Here is a 20466-nt window from a genome sequence, read left to right on the forward strand (position 1 = left end):
CTCTCGACCGGGATCACGAGGAGGACGCGCGCCTCGCCGAGGTGACGTCCTTGCGGGTCACGGTCAGATGGATCACGAGTCCCAGGATCACCGCGAGGAACAGCGCACTCGTCACCACCGTGCCCAGGCCCAGGCCGCCGTCGGCGGACGGCTGGGAGAGGTAGTCGCCCATGGACGCGCCGAGGGGGCGGGTCAGGACGTAGGCGATCCAGAAACTCAGGACCGCGTTCACGCCGAGGCTGAAACGCGCGACGGCTGTCGCCGCGAGGGCGAGCGCGAACAACAACGCGGCCGGCCAATAGCCCAGGGTCATCCGTTCGGAGACCAGGTCTCCGGCCGCCGTGCCGAGGGCGAAGGTGAAGAGGACGGTGAGCCAGTAGAACGTCTCCCTGCCGACGGTGTCGATGTGGTGGATGGACAGCGTCCGCTCCCGCCAGTACCAGACCGCGAAGACGGCGGCGAGGAGTACGGCGAACACCGCGGTGCTGGTCTCCAGCGGCACCCCCATGTTGTCCGTGAGGTTGTCGCTGATCAGCGTGCCGACGACGCTGATGAGGGCGACCGCGAGCCAGTACACCCCCGCGCGATAGGACCGGGTGCGGAACTGGGCGACGAGCGCCGCCGCCAGCAGGGCACTCATCAGGACGGACACACCGGTCAGGCCCAGTCCCGCCTTCCCGGCCAGCAGATCGGCCGCCGTCTCGCCGACCGTCGTGCACAGCACCTTGATGATCCAGAAGTAGGCGGTGACCTCGGGGACCTTGTTCCAGCGCGGCTGGAGCCGGGGCCAGGAGGCGCCGCCGGGCCCGACCGAGGGGGCGGGGTCTGATGTCTCGTACGTCATGAGACCGCACCGTGCCATTCGCCGCCTGAACAGATCCTGACCACCGCGTGTGACCGTGCATTCCGCTGGACGCGTCCAAAAGGCGGAAAAGCAAGCCCCGCGACATGACAGCGACCTGAATATCTCGGCCAAGCCCCGTGAGTCTCGCGTTCATTCGCCGATCGACGTGGCAATTCTTGGGCGACCTCCAAGACGGCGAGGAATGCGTCGCACGCGAGCAGAGAGGCAGCGGACCGATGATCGAAGCTCGGCAACTCAGCAAGAGATACGGCGAGAAAACCGCCGTGGACGGCCTGGACTTCGTGGTGAGGCCAGGTTCCGTGACCGGCTTCCTGGGACCCAACGGCGCGGGAAAGTCCACGACCATGCGCATGATCGTGGGGCTGGACGCCCCCACGAGCGGCAGCGTCACGGTGAACGAGCGCCGGTACGACCGGCACCGGGCGCCGCTCCAGGAGGTCGGCACCCTCCTGGAGGCCAGGTCGATCCACCCGGGCCGCTCGGCCTACCAGCATCTCAGGGCGCTGGCGCTCACCCACGGCATCCCCCGCCGCCGCGTCGACGAGGTCATCGGCCTCACCGGTCTCGGCAGCGTGGCCGGGAAGCGGGCCGGTGCCTTCTCGCTGGGCATGGGACAGCGGCTCGGCATCGCCGCGGCGCTGCTGGGCGACCCCCGGACGGTGATGCTGGACGAGCCCGTCAACGGGCTGGACCCGGAGGGGGTGCTCTGGATTCGCAACCTGCTGACGTCGCTCGCGTCTGAAGGGCGCACGGTGTTCGTGTCATCGCACCTGATGAGCGAAGTGGCGCTGGTGGCGGACCACTTGATCGTCGTCGGACGTGGCCGACTGCTGGCCGACACGACCGTGCGGGAGCTCGTGCGCGAGGCGGGCGGCAACACCGTGCGGGTGGCCGCCCAGGACCCCGCGCGACTGCGGGACGTGCTGGCGGGGCCGGGCGTGGAGATCACCGGAGAGGCCGGTACGGAGGAGCTTCAGGTGACCGGGCTGTCGGCGCGCGACATCGGCCTGCGAGCGGCCGAGCACGGGATCGCCCTCTTCGAACTGCACACCCGTCAGGTCTCGTTGGAGGAGGCATTCATGGAACTGACCAGGGACGCCGTCGAATATCACGGCATCCGGGCCGAGGCCGTCGCGTCCGCCGGGGGGCCCGCGTGAGCACCCTCACCGCGGCCACCGAGGCACCGCCCGCCGCGAGCGGCCGTCCCGCCTACCGGGTGACCGGACGACGCGTCCTCGCCTCGGAGTGGGCCAAGCTCTTCTCGCTGCGCTCCTCCTGGATCGTCCTCGGGCTGAGCCTGCTGTTCGTCGTCGGCTTCGGGCTGATCGCCGCGTTCCGCTACCGGTCCGAGATCGGCTCCGGGCACATGAACCAGGACTTCGCCCGGCAGAACGCGGTGGGCCTGTCGCTCTTCGGCACGAACTTCGCCCAGTTGGCGCTGGGCGTCCTCGGGGTACTGGTCACGGCCGGGGAGTACTCCACGGGCATGATCCGCTCGACGCTGGCCGCCGTACCGCGTCGGCTCCCGGTGCTGTGGTCCAAGGCGGCCGTGACCGGACTGGTCTCGCTGGTCATCGCGACGGCCGGGGTGTTCGTGGCCTTCCTGTTCGGCAGCCGGATCGTCGCCGGTACGCCCGGCGCCATGGGCTTCTCACACCCGGGCGTCGTACGGAGTCTGCTGGGCGCCGGGCTGTACCTGTGCCTGGTCGGCGTGATCGGGGCCGCCCTGGGTGCGCTGCTGCGCTCCGTGGCGGGCGCCATCTCGGTCCTGATCGCCGCGCTGACGCTGATCCCGGGCCTGATCACCCTGCTGCCGAACTCCTGGCGCGACGGCATCAGCCCCTACCTCCCCGGCAACGCGGGCGCGTCGATCTCCGCCCTGACCCACGACGCCACCACGCTGACCCCCGGCGCCGGTCTCCTGGTCCTCCTCGCCTGGACCACGCTCGCGCTGGCCGGTGCCGCGTACCGCCTGACGCACACCGACGCGTAGGGATGAGAAGTGCGGCGGAGACGCGGAGCGGGTGAAACTGCCTTTCATAGCAGCCATTCCTGGCGCCGACCGTAATTCCCGCCGCACCTTTCAGGTTGTGATCAGGTTCGGGTGAACGCGGGGAAATACCTGCACCGGAATTCCCAAAGCAACGGCAAAGGGGCCTGGGAACAGCACAGTTGGGCATGCGAAGGTGCGGATCATGAGCACAGAGCATGTCCTCGGCCACCGGCCTTCCTCCCGTACTCGCGCCCGCATGGCCGAGCGTGCGAACAAAGTGCCCGAGGTGACCGTCTATTTCTGGATCGTCAAGATTCTCACCACCGGCATGGGCGAAACCGCGTCCGACTTCCTGGCCCGTCTGCTCGGACCGGTCCCGGCCGTGGCCCTCGGCGGTCTGGCCTTCACCGCCTCACTCGTCCTCCAGTTCGCCGTACGCCGGTACGTGGCCTGGGTCTACTGGACGGCGATCGTGATGGTCAGCGTGTTCGGCACGATGACCGCCGACGTTCTCCACGTCGCTCTCGGCGTCCCCTACGCCCTGTCCACTCCCCTGTTCGTCGTCGCCCTGGGCGCGGTCTTCGCGCTGTGGCATGCCCGCGAGCGCACCCTGTCGATCCACGCCATCCGGACCCGCCGCCGCGAGACCTTCTACTGGGCGGCCGTTCTCGCCACCTTCGCCCTGGGTACCGCGGCGGGAGACCTCACGGCGTCCTCCGGTCTGGGCTACCTGGGCTCGACCGCTCTGTTCGCGGTGGCGATCGCGGTCCCGGCCGTCGCGCACCGCATGGGTCTCCTCGGCGCGGTGACCGCGTTCTGGTCTGCGTACGTGCTGACCCGCCCCCTCGGCGCGTCGATCGCCGACTGGATGGCCGCGTCCCACGCCCACGGCGGGCTCGGCTGGGGTGTCGGCCCGGTCACGCTGTCCTGGACGCTGGCGATCCTCGGTTTCGTGGGCTATCTGACGGTGTCCCGCCGGGACACCGGGGGTCGGCGGACGGTCCGGGAGCCCGGCGCGGACCGAGCGTGAACGTGCCCCGGGGCCCGCTCCTCGGCGCCGAGCCCTACACCGACAGGAGTGCGGTGGTCGGGCCGGTGGCCGTGATACGGCCCGCTTCGAGGAGGTGGGCCGTGTCGGTGTAGCGGGCGACCAGGTCGGGTTCGTGGGAGACGATGACCAGGGTGATCCGGTGCTCGCCGCGCAGGCGGGTGAGGAGATCCATGATGGCCTCGGCCGTGTCGGGGTCGAGGGCGGAGGTGACCTCGTCGCAGAGCAGGATGTCGGGTCCGGCGGCCAGGGCGCGGGCGATGGAGACCCGTTGGCGCTGTCCGCCCGACAGCTCGCCGGGGTGACGGCCCGCGTAGTCGGCGGGGAGGCCGACCTGGGCCAGGAGTTCGGTGACCCGCTCGGGGCGGGCGCTCTCGGGCAGGTCGGTGTGCAGGCGCAGGGGGCGGGTGAGCTGTCGGCCGACGGTGTGCCGGGGGTTGAGCGCGGCCAGCGGGTTCTGCGGGACGAGTTGGACGCGGCGCTGCTGCTCCCGGCTGCGACGGCGCACGTGGGAGGCGAGGGGGCGGCCGTCGAGGGTGAGGTGCCCGGTGTGGGTGGGGTGGAGTCCGGCCAGCACCCGCAGCAGGGTGGTCTTGCCGGAGCCGGAGGGCCCGACGATGGCCGTGGCAGCGCCGGGTGCCACGCTGAAGTCGACGCCGCTCAGGACGGGGCGCCCGGTGCGGCCGAAGGAGGCGTCGATCGCGCGGGCGGCGAGACCGCCAGTGCCCGGATCGGCCGTGGGTGCGGCCGGGCGCGCACGAGGGGTGGGCGACGTCTTCGGGGTGAGCCGGATGGTGTGGTCCGCGCAGGTTCTCACGAGGTGCGGATCGTGGGTGGCGATGACGACGGCGAGGTCACGGCTGGTCGCCAGGTGACGCAGCAGGTGGGCGATCTCGTCGCGCAGCGCGGTGTCGAGTCCGGCGGTGGGCTCGTCCAGGAGGAGGACCCTCGGGGCGCGGGCCAGTGCGCGGGCGAGCGCGACCCGCCGTTGCTGGCCGCCGGACAGGGCGGTGGGTCTGCGCCCGGCGATTCCCGTGTCCACGGGGAGGCGGCATTCGGCGAGCAGGTCCAGGATCTTTTCCTCGCGTGGGTCGGTGGCGAGTTCGGCGACCAGGCGGCGCACGGTCATGCGCGGGTCGAGGGCGGAGCCGGGGTCCTGGCCGACGTAGGCGACCGTGGTGCGGCGCAGGGCGCGCAGTTCCTCGGGCGGCAGTTGGTGGGGGCTGCGGCCGAGGACGTCGAGGCTTCCGGTGGCGGTGGCGCCCGCGGGGAGATGGCCGATGAGCGCGCGCAGCAGGGTGGTCTTGCCGGACCCGGAGGCGCCCATGAGGGCGGTGACCTGTCCGGCGTGGAGCTGTGCCGTGGTGGCGGGCAGGAGGACGGGGCCGTCGGGCATCCGTACGGAGAAGCCGGACAGGGAGACGGCGGCAGGGGCAAGGGTGTTCATGAGCGGGTCACCGTCTTCGCCGTGGTGTCGGGGGCCAGGGAGAGCGTGACCAGGTTGACGGTGATCGCCAGCAGGGCGATGGCCAGGCTGGGGGCGAGCACGGCCCAGGGGCTGAGGAGGATGCCGGGGGCGTTCTCACGGACCATCAGCGACCAGTCGGAGGCGGGTGGCTGGGGGCCGATCTGGAGGAACCCGGCCATGGAGATGACGTAGACGGCTTCGACGAACCGGAGTCCGAACAGGGTGAGCACGGTGGCGCGGAGGTTGGGCAGGATCTCGCGCAGCGCGATGTACGGGGTGGACTCGCCGCGTGCCAGGGCGGCTTCGACGTAGCCTGCCGTGGCGAGCGGGGCAGCGGCGGCGGCGACGACCCGTACCGCGTACGGCACTCCGAGGATCACGGCGGCGGCGAGCACCGCCCAGCGTCCACCACCGGGCCAGGCCAGCGCGATGAGCATGATGCCGAGCAGGGGCGGCAGGAGGATCGCGACGTCCGCGCAGCGTTCGACCGCCCTGCCCAGCGCGGGCCGCAGCACGGCGAGACAGCCGGTCAGCACGGCGGCGACGGTGGTGACGACGGCGACGAGCAGGGCGCCGAGGATCAGCGGGGTACCGCCGTGCAGGACGCGGCTGAGCACGTCCCGCCCGAGCTGGTCCCCACCCAGGAGGGCGCCGTCACCGGGGGCGGCGAACGGTGCGGTGACGGGGGTGTCGACGCGGTGCGGGGCGGCGAGCGGTCCGCCGAGCGAGAGCAGCAGGGGCAGTGCGGCCGTGGCCACGAGCGTCGTGGTCCTCGCCCGGCGGGAGGGCCGGGGTGCGGCCACGGGCAGGGCGGCGGTCATGCGCGGACTCCCAGCGTGGCGTGGCGGACGAGGTCGGCGGCCAGGAGTACGAGGCTGATGACGGCTCCGGCGCACATGACGACCCCGGCGATCAGCGGGGTGTCGCGGGCGGCGACCGCTCCGGCCAGGACGCTGCCGACGCCGGGGTAGTTGAACAGGGTCTCCACCACGACCGCTCCGCCGAACAGCAGGCCGGCGGAGGTGGCGAGCCCGGTGGCGATGGCCGGGATCGCGCCGGGCAGTTGGTGGTGCAGCAGGACCCGGCGCGGCGGCAGGCCGTCGAAGTGGGCGGCTTCGACATGCGGGGTCGACGCCTGGTCGGCCAGGGCGCCGCGTACGACGCGGGCGTTCCAGCCGGTCTGCGGGATGACCAGGGCGAGCACCGGCATGATCAGCATGGTCCAGTCGGCGGGCTTGCCGTCGCCGCCGGTCACGGTGACCGCGGGGAGCCAGCCCGTCCACTGGGACAGCACCAGCAGCAGCACGGCGGAGACCACGAACTCCGGCAGCGCGAAGGCGGCCGTCGAGGTGTGCGAGATGATCCGGTCGCTCGGGCGGCCGGGGCGTGCGGCGGCCCAGCAGCCCAGGAGCAGGGAGAGCACCACGGTGAGGATGAACGCGCTCACCGCGAGGACGAGCGTGTTGGGCAGCGGATCGGCCAGCAGGTCGGTGACCTTCTGTCCACGGGCGGAGGTGCCGAGGTCGCCGGTGGGCAGTGCGGTCATCCAGTCGGCGAACCGCTCCCACATTGGCCGGTCCAGGCCCAGCAGGTGGCGGCGCGCGGCGAGGTCGGCCGCGCTCTCCCCGCGCTCGGAGGCGGCCCCGGCCGCGTCCCCCGGGAGCAGCTCGACGGCCGCGAACACCAGGGCGAGCAGCACGACGAGCATGAGGAGACGGCGGGCGGCCGTTCCCGCGACGCGTACGGCGATGCTCCCGGCCCGGCGCGCGGTGACCGCCCCCGGGGTCGCGGCGGTCACCGGGGCGCTCCCGGCCGTCCGGCTCAACGCAACCACACGCCTTCGAGCTGGACGCGGCCGTAGCCGGGCAGCTTGGGCAGGTTCCGCACCTTGGCGGCGGCGAGGTCGATGCCGTCGGCCATGCCCCACAGCAGGTAGCCGGAGCGGTCGTGCTCGATCTGCTGGAGGTTCCGCAGCGCGGCGGCGCGCTTCTTCGGGTCGCCGCTGCCGATGACCTGGCGGTAGGCGGTGTCGAACCCGGAGTCGTCCCAGCCTGCCTCGTTCTGGCCCGCCTCGCTGACCATGGTCTTGGAGGCGAAGAAGACGACCGAGTCGTTGGTCCCCCAGTAACTGGTGTAGAAGTCGCCGGACTTCCAGGTCTTCTCCCAGAAGGCGCCGGACTCCTGCTTGACGACCTTGATCTTGATCCCGGCCTCGCGGGCCTGGTTGGCGAACAGGGTCGCCGAGTCGGCGAGGCCGGAGATGTCCTCGGTGGTGACCAGGTCGTAGGTCTGGGAGAGGTCGAAGCCCGCGTCCCTCAGCAGCCGCTTGGCCCTGGCCAGGTCGCGGGCGCGCTGGGGGATGTCCTTGGCGTAGTCCGGGTCGCCGGTGCCGAGGATGTCGTTGGCGACGGTGCCGTAGCCGGACAGGACCTGCTTGACCATCGCCTCGCGGTCCACGACCAGGCGCATCGCCTCGCGTACCCGGTCGTCTGCGAAGGGGCTGCCCTCGGCGGTGCGCATGACGAGGGGCATCGCCATGTCGTTCGGACGGCGCAGTACCTGGACGTCCTTGCGGGAAGCGGCGGTTCGGGCGGCGACGGCACCGGCGTTGGAGGCGAGGTCGATCTGCCCGGCGAGCAGGGCGTTCGCCATCGCCTGCAGGGTTTCGAACATGGTGACCTCGATGGCGTCGAGGTGCACGGCGGGCCCGTACCAGTTGTCGTTGCGCACCAGGCGGGCGTTGCCGCCCCGGAACCAGTCCAGCTTGAACGGTCCGGTGCCGGGCGCCTTGGCGATGTCCGCGTCCCTGGTGTCCTTCTTCAGCACGAAGGAGGAGAAGCGGGTCATGAGGGGGAAGTCGGCGTTGGGGTAGTCGGAGACGACCACGACCGTGTCGGTGCCCTTGGCGCTGATGTTCTGGGCCTGGATGCCTGGCAGGCGGGCCGCGCCGGAGGGGGTGCCGCGCAGCCGCTTCAGCGACCACACCACGTCGTCGGCGGTCACCGGAGTGCCGTCGTGGAACACGGCGCCCTGGGCCACCTTGAACGTCCACGTCTTCAGGTCCGGCGACGGCTCCCACGACGCGGCGAGCCGCGGGGCGGTGTTCTCCTTGGCGCCCGGCACCGTGAGGGTGTCGAAGACGAGGGCGAGGATCAGGTAGTCGCTCTCGTTGGCCTGGGTGCCGTGCGGGTCACGGGTGATCGCGCTCGCATGCCCCAGCGCCCCGACGCGCAGCGTGCCTCCGGTGCGGGGTCCGCCCGCTCCGTCGGAGTCCGCGATGGGTGCGGAACCGTCGCCGCCGCCACCGCAGGCCGCGAGAAGTCCGGCCGCTCCCACGCCTGTACCGGCCCACAGCAACTGTCGTCTGGTGACGCCCACGTCTGGTCCTCGTCTCGGGTGATCACTTGGTCGTTCTTAGGGTTACCTAACCCAATCGAGTCAGACTCCGCAAGCCACCTCCGGCCGCCACCGGGGACACTGGAACATGTCGTCGGCTCCTCAATTTGCCTGCTCAGCAAGCATTTTGACGACACGTCAGATCACTGCCAGGCAGCCAAAAAAGAGACTACGTTGATGTAGTCGATCCGGCAGGTTAGGGTTGCCTCACCAAGTCGGCGGCGCTACCTTCCCTGGTGTCCGGCGGCGCCCCGAGCCGCGCAATGTCCGGCCGTGTTCCCCCCCTCCCCCGCTTCCGAGCCGATGCGGCGATGCCGCATGCCCGCGCTCCGCTCCGCCCTGCCCTGGAAGGTGCCCCCGTGCCCATCTGCCCTGCACCGGTACGCCCTCTCGACGATGCCGCCGCAGCCGAACTGACCACCGTCGCGGCCACGTTGCTGGCCGCCCACGGTTCCCCGACCTCGCCCCGACTCCTGGCCGCCCTGCCCGACGCGTGCGCTCGACTCTCCGACGCCGTACGGCACGCGCTGCGCCCGGTGGACACCACCGACGGGCTGTTCGTCCTGCGCGGACTGCACCCGGACGACACCGAACTCGGCCCCACTCCCGATCATTGGTCGAGCGTCGGCGACGCGGGCGCGCTGTGGGACGTGGTCCTGCTGCTCGTCGCCACGCTGATGGGCACCCCGATCGCCTGGGAGGGCCAGCAGGACGGCCGGTTCGTCCACAACATCGTTCCCTCGCCCGGGCACGAGAGCGAACAGACCGGCGCCTCCAGCGACGTGCTGCTCACCCCGCACACCGAGGACGCCTTCCACCCCGGCCGCGCGCATCTGCTCCTGCTGTGCTGCATGCGCAACCACGACCACATCGCCACCACCGCGGCCAGCATCCGCCGCACCGCCCTCGCCTCGGCGGACCTGGCACTGCTCAAGCGCCCGGTCCTGCCGATCCTGCCCGACGACGCCTATGCGGAGGCGCGGCGGTTCGCCGGGCGGCCCGCGCCGGTGCCGACCCTCTTCGACACCCCCGACGGTCCGACCATGCGGTTCGACCCCGCCTACACCCCGCTGGACGAAGCGGACAGCGCGTGGCGTGCGGCGTACCGGCGGCTGGAGGACGAGCTGGCCCGCGTGTCCGTCGCGGTGAGCCTGGAGCCCGGTGACGTCCTGGTCGTGGACAACGACGTCGTCGTCCACGGGCGGGTGCCCTTCCGGGCGCGCTACGACGGCACCGACCGCTGGCTCAAGCGCGCCTCCGCCCGGGTCGAGGACCGTCCGACCCGCCCCGCGGCCGAGCGCGACGAACACGGCTACGGGCAGGCCGTCCTCACCGCCTGGCCCGTCTGACCAGCCTGTCCCATCCGACGCCCCACCACGTTCGAAAGGCACCTTCATGGACCGGGACGACACCACCCTGCGCGTACTGTCCACCAGTGACCTCGCCGGTCTGGACATCTCCCTGACCGACGTCCTCGAGACCGTCGAACAGGCTTACCGCACCCTGGCGGCGGGCAGGTCGGACAACCCGCGCAAGCTCACGGTCAAGCCCGCCGACGGCCACTCCGTCGCGTACGCGATGCTCGGCCGTGACGGCGTCCGCGAGGTCGTCGCGGTCAAGACCTCGTACAAGCACGGACTGCACGAGAGCCGCGAGCGGCAGCACTACTACACGACGCTGACCCTCTACGACGATGTCACCGGCCTGCCGATCGCGATGATGGACTGCTCCCGCGTCGGCTCCCTGCGAACCCCGGCCGTCTCCGCGCTCCTCGCCCGCGAGTGCGCGACCCCGGACGCCTCGACGGCACTGGTGATCGGCACCGGCACCCAGGGCCGACTCGCGCTGCCGTTCCTACTGACCGCCCTGCCCCGGCTGGACCGCCTGCTGCTGTCCGGCACCCACCCCGACGGCATCGCCGCCGTCCGCGCCGAACTCGCCCGCCGCTTCCCCGGCCGTGACGTGGAAGTCGTCGCCGACCTCAGGGCCGCCGCCCGCGCAGCCGATGTGATCATCGCGACCGCGGGCGGCCACACACCCGCCGCCGTCCAGGCGGGCTGGCTCAAGCCCGGCGCCACTACGATCCTCGTCGGCCACGGCCTGGCCCCCTCCACCCTGCACCAGGCCGACCGGGTCATCGCCACCAGCGAGGCCCAGATGCACATCACCGGCACCGACATGGCCGACGCGGACGGCAAGCTACCGGCCGTCGACCTGGAGCTTCCGGCCATCATCTCCGGCGTCTCCAAGGCCCGTACCGCCACCGGGCAGCGCGTCTTCGCCTACAACAGCGGCCTGGTCGTCACCGACATCGCCCTCGGCCACCGCTTCGCACAACTCGCCATCGAGCAGGGTCTCGGGACGGAGCTACGGCTGTGGAAGTGATCACCGCCACTTCCTGGCCGGCCCTCCCCGCGCTGCCCGATCCGGCCATGAGCAAGGTCGTGGCCAGCGGCCTGGTCAGCGAACTCGCCCACGCGCTGGACGGCCCGTTCCACCTCCTGCTGCCCGACGCCTTCACCGCGAACCTCACCGCCCTGCGGGACGCCCTCGCCGACGCCGACGTGGACGGCTTCGTCTACTACGCGAAGAAGGCCAACAAGGCGGCCGTCTTCGTCGAACGCGCCGCCGCCGGTGGCGCCGGGGTCGACGTCGCCTCCGCCGCCGAACTACGGGAAGCGCTCGGCCACGGGGTACGCGGCGAACACCTCATGGTCACCGGCCCCGCCAAGGACCCCGTGCTGCTGCGCCTGGCCGTCACGCACGGCGCGACCATCGCCGTGGAGGCCCTCGACGAGCTGGACCAGGTGATCTCCCTGGCCCTGGCGGGCCGTGAACGCCCTGCCCGCGTAATGCTGCGCGTCCTTCCCGACGCTCAGCCGCACTCGCGGTTCGGCATGAGCGAGAGCGAGCTGACCACCGCCCTGAAACGGTGTCTGGAGGCCGGGGACGCGATCCGGATGGAGGGCTTCAGCTTCCATCTGTCCGGCTACGCCCTCCAGCCGCGCGCCGATCTCGCCGCACGCCTGGTCGAACAGTGCCGGAAGGCGCGGGGGATGGGGCTCGAGGAGGCCGACCGCGTGTCCATCGGCGGTGGTCTGCCAGTCAGTTACACCGACGCCGACAGCTGGCACGCCTTCCTCGGGACCCAGCGCCCCGCCCACTACCACGCCGAAAAGGCTTTCCGCGTCGGGGACTTCTACCCCTACCACTCCCCCGTCGCGGGCCCCGACGCGCTGCGCGCACTCCTCGCGACGCGCCCGGAAGGTTCCGCGAGCACGCTCGCCGAGGTGATCCGCGAGGCGGGCATCGAGCTGCTCCTCGAACCCGGGCGGGCCCTGCTCGACCAGGCGGGCGCCACTGTCTTCCGCATCCAGGGCGTCAAGGACCGCGACGGTTACCAGCTCCTTACGGTCGACGGCACCAGCCTGAGCCTGTCCGAGCAGTGGTTCAACAGCGAGTACCTCCCCGATCCGCAGCTGATCCCTCACCGACGGGGCAGCACTGCCGGGGTGTTCCCGGCCAGCGTGGGCGCCGCGACCTGCCTGGAGTCGGACATGCTCACCTGGCGCAAGATCGCCTTTCCGCAGCCACCCCGCGTCGGGGATCTCCTGCTCTACCCGAACACGGCCGGGTACCAGATGGACTCCAACGAGTCCCCCTTCCACGACCTGCCGCTGCCGCCCAAGGTCGTCATCGACCGCGTCGATCAGGTCCGGCCACGCTGGCGATTCGACCGTCACTTCAGCTGACCCGCCGTCCTCCCCGCCCCCCTGTCAGGAGCCCCTTGATGTCCGGAGCCCTTGAGCGCCCCGCCGTCGTCTCCCGTGTGTCCGACCTGATCGGCCGCACCCCGCTGCTGGAACTCGCCGCCACCGAGACCGGCAGCCGCCTGCTGTTGAAGCTGGAGATGTTCAACCCCACCGGCACCGCGAAGATCCGTATGGCCCGCGCCATGATCGACGCCGCGGAGGCGGCGGGAGAGCTGCGTACCGGCGGGCGGATCATCGAATCCACCTCCGGCAACACGGGCCTCGGTCTGTCGGTGATCGCGGCCGAGCGGGGTTACACGTTCACCGCCGTCGTCGACCATCACGCCGCCGCCGACAAGCTGCGCGCCATGAAGGCCCTGGGCGCCGAACTCGTCTACGTGGACGCCGACAACGACGGCGGAGAGCTCCACACCGCGGCCCGTGAAGAACTCGCCGAGGACATGGCACGGGACGAGGACAACGCCGTCTTCACCGAGCAGCACAACAATCCCGCCAACGCGGTCGGCTACTTCTCCGTCGCGCACGAGCTGGCCGCAGCCCTGGACGGCGATCTCGACGTGCTCATCGGGGCCGTCGGCACCGGGGGCGGCCTGTGCGGCACGGGGCGTGAACTCGCCAAGCTCATCACCGGCTTCACGACCATCGGTGTCGAGCCCAAGGGATCGATCGCGTTCGGCGGACCGGCCCACGACTACTTCCAGTCCGGGACGGGCACCCCCGAGGGCGCGGAGATCGGCGCCCTGGTCGACTTCGACCTGATCGACGAGGGCGTCAAGGTCGGTGATGTCGAAGCCTTCGCCACCTGCCGCTCGGTCGCCCGGACCGGCCTGCTGATCGGCGGCTCCGCCGGGGGCGTCGTGCACGAGGCGCTGAACCGGCTGCCTTCGCTGCCGCCGGGCACCACCATGGTCGCGCTGATCAACGACGGCGGGGAGAAGTACCTGGACACCGTCTTCGACGACGACTGGATGGCCGAGCGTGACCTCCTCGCCCCCGACGTCGAACGCGCGGTGGACGAACAGCTCGGCAAGCTCCGCGGGAACCGGTGACCCGTGCTGACGAACCTCCTCCGCGACAGCCGCGCGCTCGGTGCTCTCGCCGTACCCCTCGTCCTCACCCAACTCGCGCAGGTCGCCCTGACGACCACCGACACGGTGATGATGGGCTTGCTGGGCACCACCGAACTCGCGGCCGGTGGCCTCGCCATCGTCATCTTCAACCAGATCCGCACCATGGGCGTCGGCCTGGTCACCTCCGTCGGCAACCAGATCGCCGCGGCGGCCGCCCGGAGCGAACAGGCGTCACCGGGCGACGCCGACGAGGGAGCGGCGAAGGTCCGGGGCATCCTCCGGGCGAGCATGATGGTCGCCACCCTGGCCGGTGTCGCCGGGGCGCTCGTGATGATCCTCGTCGGCCGGGCGCTGTCCCTGCTCGGGCAGGAAGCCGAGGTCGTCGACCTGGCCCGGACGATGCTCTACGCCCTCGCCCCCGGCCTGCTGCCCTGTCTGTGGTTCCAGGCGATACGCCAGTTCACCGTCGGCATGCGCCGCCCCCAGGCACTCCTGCGGATCACCCTCGCCTCCATCGCGGTGAACGCCGGGCTCAACTGGGTCCTCATTCATGGACTGTTGGGCCTGCCTCAGCTCGGTCTGACCGGCGTCGGCATCGCCACCTCCGGTGTCTACGCGCTGTCCTTCCTCGCCCTGTTCCTCGCCGCGCGGAGGGACGCCGAGCTGGCGCCGCTCCTCACCCTCGACATCACCCGGGCGGACGGCGCCACCGTCAAGAGGCTGCTCGGCCTGGGCATCCCCATCGCCGCCACCTACGGTTCCGAGGCCGGGTTCTTCTCCGTCACGGCGCTGATGGCGGGCTCCTTCGGTCCGGCCGCCCTCGCCGCGCACACCGCCGTGAACCAGCTCGTCTACCTCGTCTTCCAGGTCGCCGTGGGCCTTTCGCACGCCGCGTCCATCAACGTCAGCCGCGAACTGGCCCTCGGCAACCACGACGGCGCCCGCCGCATCAGGAACACCGCCCTGGCCTGCGCCGCCACGGTCATGACCGCCGTCGGCCTCGTCTACCTCACCCTGCCCCGCGTCGTCCTGGCCCCGTTCCTGGCGAACGGCTCCGCCCAGGCCATGACCATCGCCACCCAGCTGCTGGTCGTCACGGCCTTCCTGCAGTTCTTCGACTGCGCCCAGAACATCGGCGTCGGTCTGCTGCGGGGTCTGGACGACACCAGGAGCGGCTTCCGTATCACCGTGATCGGCTACTGGGCCATCGGCCTGCCCGCCGCATGGCTCCTCGCCTTCACCCTGCATCTGGAGACGGTGGGAATCTGGCTCGGCCTCCTCACCGGCCTGGCCGCGACCGCCCTGCTCCTGCTGCGCCGCTACGACACCGCGCTCACCGCGACGCAGGTCCAGCCCGTCACGTGACACCCGGCGGCCCTACCGCGCGGCGATCAACTGCCGTGCCGCGTACTCCACATACTCGTGCAGTCCATAGGCCAGCCCGAGAGCCGCCACCGCCGTGACCACCACGGTTCCCGCGAGGGCGACAGCGGTGGCTTGCCGGGCGCGCCCGCGCGGGGGCGTCGGCTCGGGGCGGAGGAGTGCCTCGACACGTCGTGGGACGGGCCCGTTCGCCGCCGACAGCAGCGGATAGGTGCCGCCACGGCGGTGGGACGAGCCCGCCAGGGCCGCCCGTGCGATGGCCGCGGCGGCGATCCGCCGGTCTCCCACGGCGCGGGCCGCTGCCTCGTCCGCCCACCGCTCCAGGTGGAAGGCGAGCGATGCGCGCAGCCCCCGGAGCGCCGGGTGGACGACGGTGGCGAGGTCGACCACCGCCGACAGCAGGTGATGGCGCCCGGCCAGATGCGCCCGCTCATGCGCGAGCAGCACCTCGCGCTCGCCCGCCTTCAGCGTCCGCACCGTCCCGGAGGTCATCACGACCCGGCCGGGCCGCCCCCGGTACCCGGGGAGCGCGAAAGCGTCCACGTCGGCGGCCGGGATCACCAGCAGGTCCCCGTCCCCCGTCCCTTCACCGGCCAGCTGCCAGGCCCGCCGCAGCAGCGCACGCTGTCGCGCCCACCGGCGGACCAGCAGCACGGCCTGGACGAGCAGGACCGCACCCGCCGTACCGGCGAACGGCACCGCGGCCGGCCACTCCGTCAGGACCTGGGCCAGGGGCATCCGCTCCAGGGCGGCGAGGAACGGTACGTGGAACAGACCGACCAGCGCCGCGGTCGTGCCGCCCGCCAGGAGGAGCGCCGCACCCGTCAACGCCCAGGACGCCTCACGGGGCGGAAGCACCAGGGCCAGACGCCGGGCGACCAGGGCGGCGCCCCAGGGAAACCCCAGGGCCAGCACGACCAAGGCCAGTACCCAGGTCACTCGGGTTCTGCCTCTGCCCCTGACTCGGCCTCGAGCAGCAGGCGGCGCAGCGTCTCCTCGTCGTCCTCGGACAGGGAGGACACGAACCGCTTCAGGACCAGATCGCGGGCGGGCTCGCTCTCCAGTTCGCGGCGCATCCGGTCGGCGACCAGGCCCGCCGCGTCCTCCACCGGCTCGTACGCGAAGCCGCGTCCCGCCGGGGTACGGCGCAGGACGCCCTTCTCGAAGAGGCGGGTCAGGGTGGTGGCCATGGTCGTCCTGGCCAGCCCCTTGTCGAGCGCCGTGTTGACCTCCTGCGCGGTCAGCGGCCTACCGGCCTCCCACAGCACCGCCAGCACGTCAGCGGCCAGCTCGCCGTGGGCCCGCCTCTCCTCCCGACGCTTGTCCGGCATTCTCTCCCCGTCCTTGGGCACGCAGATTTTCAGACAGCCAACGTACCGCCCCGTCGACCGCCCTCCCCCGCCGACCTCAGGTGTGGGGATGGCCGTTCTGTCCGGCCAGGTCGCGTGGGGTGAGCGGGTTCATGGCGGTCACGTCACGCGGGGAGAGGGAGAAGCCCTGCCAGTGCACCGGCATCGGCTGCTGGTCCTCGTCCCGGGCGATGTGGTGGAAGCCGATGTTCACCCAGGTGATCGGGTGGGTCAGCGTCTCCCCGTTCACGAACTTGTCCACGCTGGCGGGGCTGCCGTTCGGGCACCCCGGATTGTTGCTCGCGTACTGCTCGCACGCCTTGTACTGGGTGAAGAACACGTCGTGCCGGGTGTACGGGCGCCCGGGGTGCTTCTGGCTGGCGCCGGGCACGATCTCGTAGGAACGGGGGTGGCCGTCCTTGTTCTTGCCCGCGGTGCTCACCACGCGCCACCAGCGCATGTCGGTGCGGTCGCCGCTGAGTTCCTTGGTGATCGGCGTGCGGCGGGTGGTGGTGGTCGGGCTGCCGCGGCCGCTCGGCGGGGTGACCTTGGAGTCGTACTGCTCGGCCTTGGTCCTGGTGGAGCCGTCCAGGCCGAAGTCCAGCCGCCAGAACACGTTGTGGGCGTGGCTCTCGGCCTTGGCCTGGGCGCCCTTGCCGATGGGCCAGCCCCGGGTGTCGCCGCCGTCGAAGTCGTAGGGCGAAAGGCTGCCGGTGGCACCGACGTTGGAGCTGATGGTGCCGTCGGAGGCGAAGCGCCACTCGGTGATGTACTCGTACCAGGACGCCTTGTTGACGGTGTAGACGAGCAGGTCCTTGCCCTGGGCCGTGTACAGGTGACCGTTGCCGTTGGTGCTGGCGTCGTTGTTGAGGCGGTAGGCGTGCCCGCGGGCGCGGGTGGTGACGCACAGGCCCGCGACGGTGCCCCGGTCGGGGACCTTGACGGACTTGATGGTGCCGCCGGGGCATTCGTCGGGGCGCAGCTTCTGCAGTTGCTGTCCGAAGTCGGTGCCGGTGACGTCGTCGTACTCCGCGTCGCCGTCGTCGTAGGGCACATGGACCTGGGCGAGGCGGGCGCTGGCGAGGACGCGGATGGGCTTGGCCTCGCCCTTGGGCTGGTAGCCGACCTTGTCCAGGATCAGGCCGGAGAGCGTGTTGTAGTGCCAGCACATGCGCCAGGTGGTGCCGCCGTCGAGGGTCTGCTCGATCTTGTACGCGGTGCTGCAGTCGGCCGGGGCGGGAGCGGCGGGGGCCGCGGCCGCGGGGCTCACCAGGGCGACCGGTGAGCCGAGGAGGGCGACGGCCGTGAGGATCGTCGCGGCCCGGTTTCGGGCATGCCGGAATAGAGTGCCGTACGGGACATGCATGACTGGTCGGCTCCTTCGCCGAAGAGGGAAGAGCGGGAGTCAGCCGAGACGGCCGACGGAGCGGGCGCTGAGGTCGACGACGAAGGCCCGGGTGTCGATCCAGGGGCCGTTCCTGACCTTGGCCACGACCTGCAGACAGCGGTGCTCACCGCACGCCTCGAGGGCGGCGGGCAGTCGCTCGACGGTCTCCTTGCGGAACACGAATCCGCTGAGGTCGAGGTCCGCGGGTCCGGTGAGGTTCTTCCCGGTGGCCTTCCGGTAGTCCTGCTTGAGGCCCTTGCCGTGGGCGTCGGCGATCAACACGCGGGCGGCCTCGGTGAGTTCCTCACCGCTGGGCGGTGGCTGCACGTGCCGGGCCGTGGTCGTGGACGTGACCTTGCCGGTCCCCAGGTCCACCGTCCTGGTGGTGGTGACGTTCGCCCGGTAGTCGTAGTAGATGATCTCCGCGCGGCGGGCCCCGTTGCCCGTCCCGTCCTCGGCGAGGTTCGTGGCGATGCGCTGCGGGCCGCGGTCTCCCTCGACGTCCCGCGCGGCGGCGCTCATGCCGCTGCCGCGCAGCGCGATCTGCTCGGCGCGCGCGGTCTCGGCGTCGGTGAGCGGGTCGCTCCCGACGCCGTGTTCCCGCTCTCCGGGCGCGGCCTCGACCTTGCCCGCGGGTGCCACGGCGTCCTGGCTCGCGGTTCCGGCCGACTCACCGCGCAACCCGGTCTCCGGTTGATCCGGGAGCGTGACGGCTAACAGCAGGGCACCCGCGGCCACGGCGAGCGATCCGCCCGCCACGACCTTGCCTAGGTGACGTTCTATGACATGCCGCACATGATCCTCCTGTCCGACTCGGCACCCCATGTCGTTGATGTGCCGACAGTGCGTTCAGGCGGATAGACGGTCACCACTGCCGAGGCGTTGCCTGTGTGGGCGGATTGGTGACGCCGATTCAGCTGTCCGGAGCGTCCAGACGGTCGGAGAGGACGGGGCTGACCAGTGGTCACAGGCTCGCGAGCAGGCCCTCGAGCGGCGCGGGCACCTGGTCCGGGTCGAGGGCCTCGGCGAGTACGCGCCCGTAGTGGATCTTGCGCCCCTTCTTCGTGCCGAGGAAGCGCCGCAGCTGCTGTCGCGGAGTACGGTCCCGCTGGGCGGGCTGGCCGAGGAAGATCTCCAGGGACCGCAGGTCCCCCTCCGCGCGCACGAGGTCCTTCACCCGGGTCACCCCCAGCGCGCGGATCAGCTCCTCCTCCAGGTCCGCCACGCACACCTGGAACCCGTGTTGCGGGGCACCCGCCCGCTCCAGGCCGCGGACGTAGTAGCGGTACTCCGCCTCGTCGCACATGCCGGTGAGGCGGAGGTCCAGGCCGGGCGGCCCGAGGAGACGGGCGAAGTGTCCGACGTTCATCGCCCCGCCCATCGGCAGGACGCAGATCCCGTCGGCGGCCAGGTCCCGGCCCCGGCGCGCGGCCAGCGCCGTGACCGCGGCGGCGTCGCTCGGCCCCTCGAGCAGCACGACCACCCGGACCGGCAGCCGATCGGCCAGCTCGCGCGCGAGCTCGCCGGACCCCCCGGCCACCCACCCCGTGACCGCGTCCCGGAACGCCCCCATGTCAGCCATGCCACGAGTCTGGTCGTTCGCCGCCCGCGACGACAGGGAATATCCGCCGGTGCGTTCCGTCCGGCCCGCGTCCTACGCTGATCCCGTGCGCACAGTGGAGTTGCTGCCCGACGAGGCGACCGAGGCACGGGTACGGCGGGTCTGGGCGTGGCTCGCGGAGGCGGGGCTGCCCAGTCTGGCCGGTCACCGGCACCCCACGAACCGGCCCCACCTCACCCTGACGACGGCGTCCGAGCTGCCCTGGGACGCACGGCCCACGCTGACGGCCGCGCTCTCCGTGCTCCCCCTTCCGCTGCGGCTGGAGCACACGCTCCGCTTCGAGGGACGTACGTCGGTACTGGCCTGGCGCGTCGCACCTGACGCCGCGCTGGCCGCCCTCCAGCGCCGGGTGTGGGAGCTGCTGCCCGGGGCCGGGAACCCGCTGTTCGAGCCGGACGACTGGGTGCCCCACCTCACCCTCGGCCGGACCCGGTCCAGTACCGACCCATGGCCCGCGGACCTCCTGCCCACCGAGCTGTCCGAGCCCTGGGAGGGAACCTTCACTGCGGCACGGAGCTACGACAGCGAGGCGCGGACCGTGGAGTGTCTGACCTAGCCCGTGCTCGGTAACGTGACCCCCTGTCCAAATGTCCGGCTGGTCCGGGCGACGACTTCAGACGGAGAGTGACGAAACCGCGATGAGTGAACCGACGAAGCCCGAGGTCGACGTTCCCGAGGGTGAGGCTCCTGCCGAGCTGACCGTCCGGGACCTGGTCGTCGGGGACGGGGCCGAGGTGAAGCCGGGGATGGTGGTCCGGGTCCACTACGTCGGGGTGAACTTCGCGTCCGGGAAGGAGTTCGACTCCTCCTGGGACCGGGGCGAGCCGTACAAGTTCGCCCTGGGCGGCGGCAAGGTCATCAAGGGCTGGGACCGGGGGGTGCGGGGCATGAGGGTCGGCGGTCGGCGCGAGATCGTCGTCCCGCCGCGTCTCGGCTACGGGAACCAGTCGCCGTCGCCCCTGATCCCGCCGGGCTCGACCCTGGTCTTCGTGGTGGACCTGGTGGACGTGTACTCGGGCACGGCCGGGTGGAGCAGGGGCCGGTAGCCGGGGGCAACCCCCCTGCCCCGCCACTGCCTCGGGCGTCCTGGTGAGCGAGGTGCGGGGCGGTCAC

At 71.6% G+C, this 20466-nt stretch carries 20 protein-coding genes; 10 read left to right on the top strand and 10 right to left on the bottom strand.

Annotated elements, in window-relative coordinates; genetic code table 11:
• Positions 1 to 13: 13 nt before the first annotated feature.
• Entirely contained in the window at positions 14 to 844 is an 831-nt protein-coding gene (locus tag ACI2LY_RS21570; RefSeq protein ID WP_404708566.1) for a hypothetical protein, read from the bottom strand.
• A 236-nt stretch (positions 845 to 1080) separates the two neighbouring features.
• Here ACI2LY_RS21570 and ACI2LY_RS21575 point away from each other — a divergent pair, with 236 nt between their 5' ends.
• From ACI2LY_RS21575 to ACI2LY_RS21585, 3 genes are all read left to right on the top strand, one after another.
• On the top strand, positions 1081 to 2022 hold the full coding sequence (locus ACI2LY_RS21575) for an ATP-binding cassette domain-containing protein (RefSeq protein WP_404708567.1): 942 nt from the start codon (positions 1081 to 1083) through the stop codon (positions 2020 to 2022).
• A complete protein-coding gene (locus tag ACI2LY_RS21580; RefSeq protein ID WP_404708568.1) occupies positions 2019 to 2858 on the top strand; it encodes an ABC transporter permease in 840 nt (279 codons plus the stop codon). The genes ACI2LY_RS21575 and ACI2LY_RS21580 overlap by 4 nt, the downstream gene beginning before the upstream one ends.
• A gap of 202 nt (positions 2859 to 3060) precedes the next feature.
• Positions 3061 to 3888: a hypothetical protein gene (locus ACI2LY_RS21585; protein ID WP_404708569.1), complete on the top strand. Its 828-nt coding sequence runs from the start codon at positions 3061 to 3063 to the stop codon at positions 3886 to 3888.
• Between the two features lie 34 nt (positions 3889 to 3922).
• Here the strand turns inward: ACI2LY_RS21585 and ACI2LY_RS21590 are convergent, their stop codons facing one another.
• The 4 genes from ACI2LY_RS21590 to ACI2LY_RS21605 all read right to left on the bottom strand — a co-directional run bounded on the left by ACI2LY_RS21590 (position 3923) and on the right by ACI2LY_RS21605 (position 8752).
• Positions 3923 to 5353, bottom strand: a complete 1431-nt coding sequence (locus ACI2LY_RS21590; RefSeq protein WP_404708570.1) for an ABC transporter ATP-binding protein — start codon at positions 5351 to 5353, stop codon at positions 3923 to 3925.
• Complete coding sequence (locus tag ACI2LY_RS21595; RefSeq protein ID WP_404708571.1) at positions 5350 to 6195, bottom strand: ABC transporter permease; 846 nt, start codon at positions 6193 to 6195, stop codon at positions 5350 to 5352. Before ACI2LY_RS21595 ends, ACI2LY_RS21590 begins: the two co-directional genes overlap by 4 nt.
• Positions 6192 to 7082, bottom strand: coding sequence for an ABC transporter permease (locus tag ACI2LY_RS21600; RefSeq protein ID WP_404708776.1), 891 nt, complete (start codon positions 7080 to 7082; stop codon positions 6192 to 6194). The genes ACI2LY_RS21595 and ACI2LY_RS21600 overlap by 4 nt, the downstream gene beginning before the upstream one ends.
• A 113-nt stretch (positions 7083 to 7195) precedes the next feature.
• Positions 7196 to 8752, bottom strand: a complete 1557-nt coding sequence (locus tag ACI2LY_RS21605) for an ABC transporter substrate-binding protein (RefSeq protein WP_404708572.1) — start codon at positions 8750 to 8752, stop codon at positions 7196 to 7198.
• Between the two features lie 377 nt (positions 8753 to 9129).
• Here ACI2LY_RS21605 and ACI2LY_RS21610 point away from each other — a divergent pair, with 377 nt between their 5' ends.
• From ACI2LY_RS21610 to ACI2LY_RS21630, 5 genes are read left to right on the top strand one after another with little or no spacing between them, the layout of a single operon-like run.
• Positions 9130 to 10119, top strand: a complete 990-nt coding sequence (locus tag ACI2LY_RS21610) for a TauD/TfdA family dioxygenase (protein ID WP_404708573.1) — start codon at positions 9130 to 9132, stop codon at positions 10117 to 10119.
• 46 nt (positions 10120 to 10165) lie between these two features.
• Positions 10166 to 11155 (top strand): ornithine cyclodeaminase family protein, encoded by a 990-nt coding sequence (locus ACI2LY_RS21615; protein ID WP_404708574.1) that lies wholly within the window; start codon positions 10166 to 10168, stop codon positions 11153 to 11155.
• A gap of 47 nt (positions 11156 to 11202) precedes the next feature.
• Positions 11203 to 12522 carry a Y4yA family PLP-dependent enzyme gene (locus ACI2LY_RS21620; RefSeq protein ID WP_404708777.1) on the top strand — a complete coding sequence of 440 codons (1320 nt, stop codon included), beginning with the start codon at positions 11203 to 11205 and terminating at the stop codon, positions 12520 to 12522.
• 38 nt (positions 12523 to 12560) lie between these two features.
• Positions 12561 to 13592: a cysteine synthase family protein gene (locus ACI2LY_RS21625; protein WP_404708575.1), complete on the top strand. Its 1032-nt coding sequence runs from the start codon at positions 12561 to 12563 to the stop codon at positions 13590 to 13592.
• A gap of 3 nt (positions 13593 to 13595) precedes the next feature.
• Entirely contained in the window at positions 13596 to 14978 is a 1383-nt protein-coding gene (locus ACI2LY_RS21630; protein ID WP_404708576.1) for an MATE family efflux transporter, read from the top strand.
• A gap of 12 nt (positions 14979 to 14990) precedes the next feature.
• Here the strand turns inward: ACI2LY_RS21630 and ACI2LY_RS21635 are convergent, their stop codons facing one another.
• The 5 genes from ACI2LY_RS21635 to ACI2LY_RS21655 form a co-directional block, all read right to left on the bottom strand.
• Positions 14991 to 15935 carry a M56 family metallopeptidase gene (locus ACI2LY_RS21635; protein WP_404708577.1) on the bottom strand — a complete coding sequence of 315 codons (945 nt, stop codon included), beginning with the start codon at positions 15933 to 15935 and terminating at the stop codon, positions 14991 to 14993.
• On the bottom strand, positions 15932 to 16327 hold the full coding sequence (locus ACI2LY_RS21640; protein WP_404708578.1) for a BlaI/MecI/CopY family transcriptional regulator: 396 nt from the start codon (positions 16325 to 16327) through the stop codon (positions 15932 to 15934). The genes ACI2LY_RS21635 and ACI2LY_RS21640 overlap by 4 nt, the downstream gene beginning before the upstream one ends.
• Positions 16328 to 16403: 76 nt before the next feature.
• Positions 16404 to 17711, bottom strand: coding sequence for a copper amine oxidase (locus tag ACI2LY_RS21645; RefSeq protein ID WP_404708579.1), 1308 nt, complete (start codon positions 17709 to 17711; stop codon positions 16404 to 16406).
• Between the two features lie 39 nt (positions 17712 to 17750).
• Positions 17751 to 18527 (bottom strand): Tat pathway signal sequence domain protein, encoded by a 777-nt coding sequence (locus ACI2LY_RS21650; protein ID WP_404708580.1) that lies wholly within the window; start codon positions 18525 to 18527, stop codon positions 17751 to 17753.
• Positions 18528 to 18696: 169 nt separating this feature from the next.
• Positions 18697 to 19314 carry a TOPRIM nucleotidyl transferase/hydrolase domain-containing protein gene (locus ACI2LY_RS21655; protein WP_404708581.1) on the bottom strand — a complete coding sequence of 206 codons (618 nt, stop codon included), beginning with the start codon at positions 19312 to 19314 and terminating at the stop codon, positions 18697 to 18699.
• A gap of 85 nt (positions 19315 to 19399) precedes the next feature.
• Between ACI2LY_RS21655 and ACI2LY_RS21660 the strand changes: the two genes are divergently transcribed.
• On the top strand, positions 19400 to 19909 hold the full coding sequence (locus ACI2LY_RS21660; RefSeq protein ID WP_404708582.1) for a 2'-5' RNA ligase family protein: 510 nt from the start codon (positions 19400 to 19402) through the stop codon (positions 19907 to 19909).
• 82 nt (positions 19910 to 19991) lie between these two features.
• Positions 19992 to 20399, top strand: coding sequence for an FKBP-type peptidyl-prolyl cis-trans isomerase (locus ACI2LY_RS21665; RefSeq protein WP_404708583.1), 408 nt, complete (start codon positions 19992 to 19994; stop codon positions 20397 to 20399).
• Positions 20400 to 20466: the final 67 nt, after the last annotated feature.

The organism is Streptomyces sp. NPDC002176 (assembly GCF_044903645.1).
Taxonomy (GTDB): Bacteria; Actinomycetota; Actinomycetes; order Streptomycetales; family Streptomycetaceae; genus Streptomyces.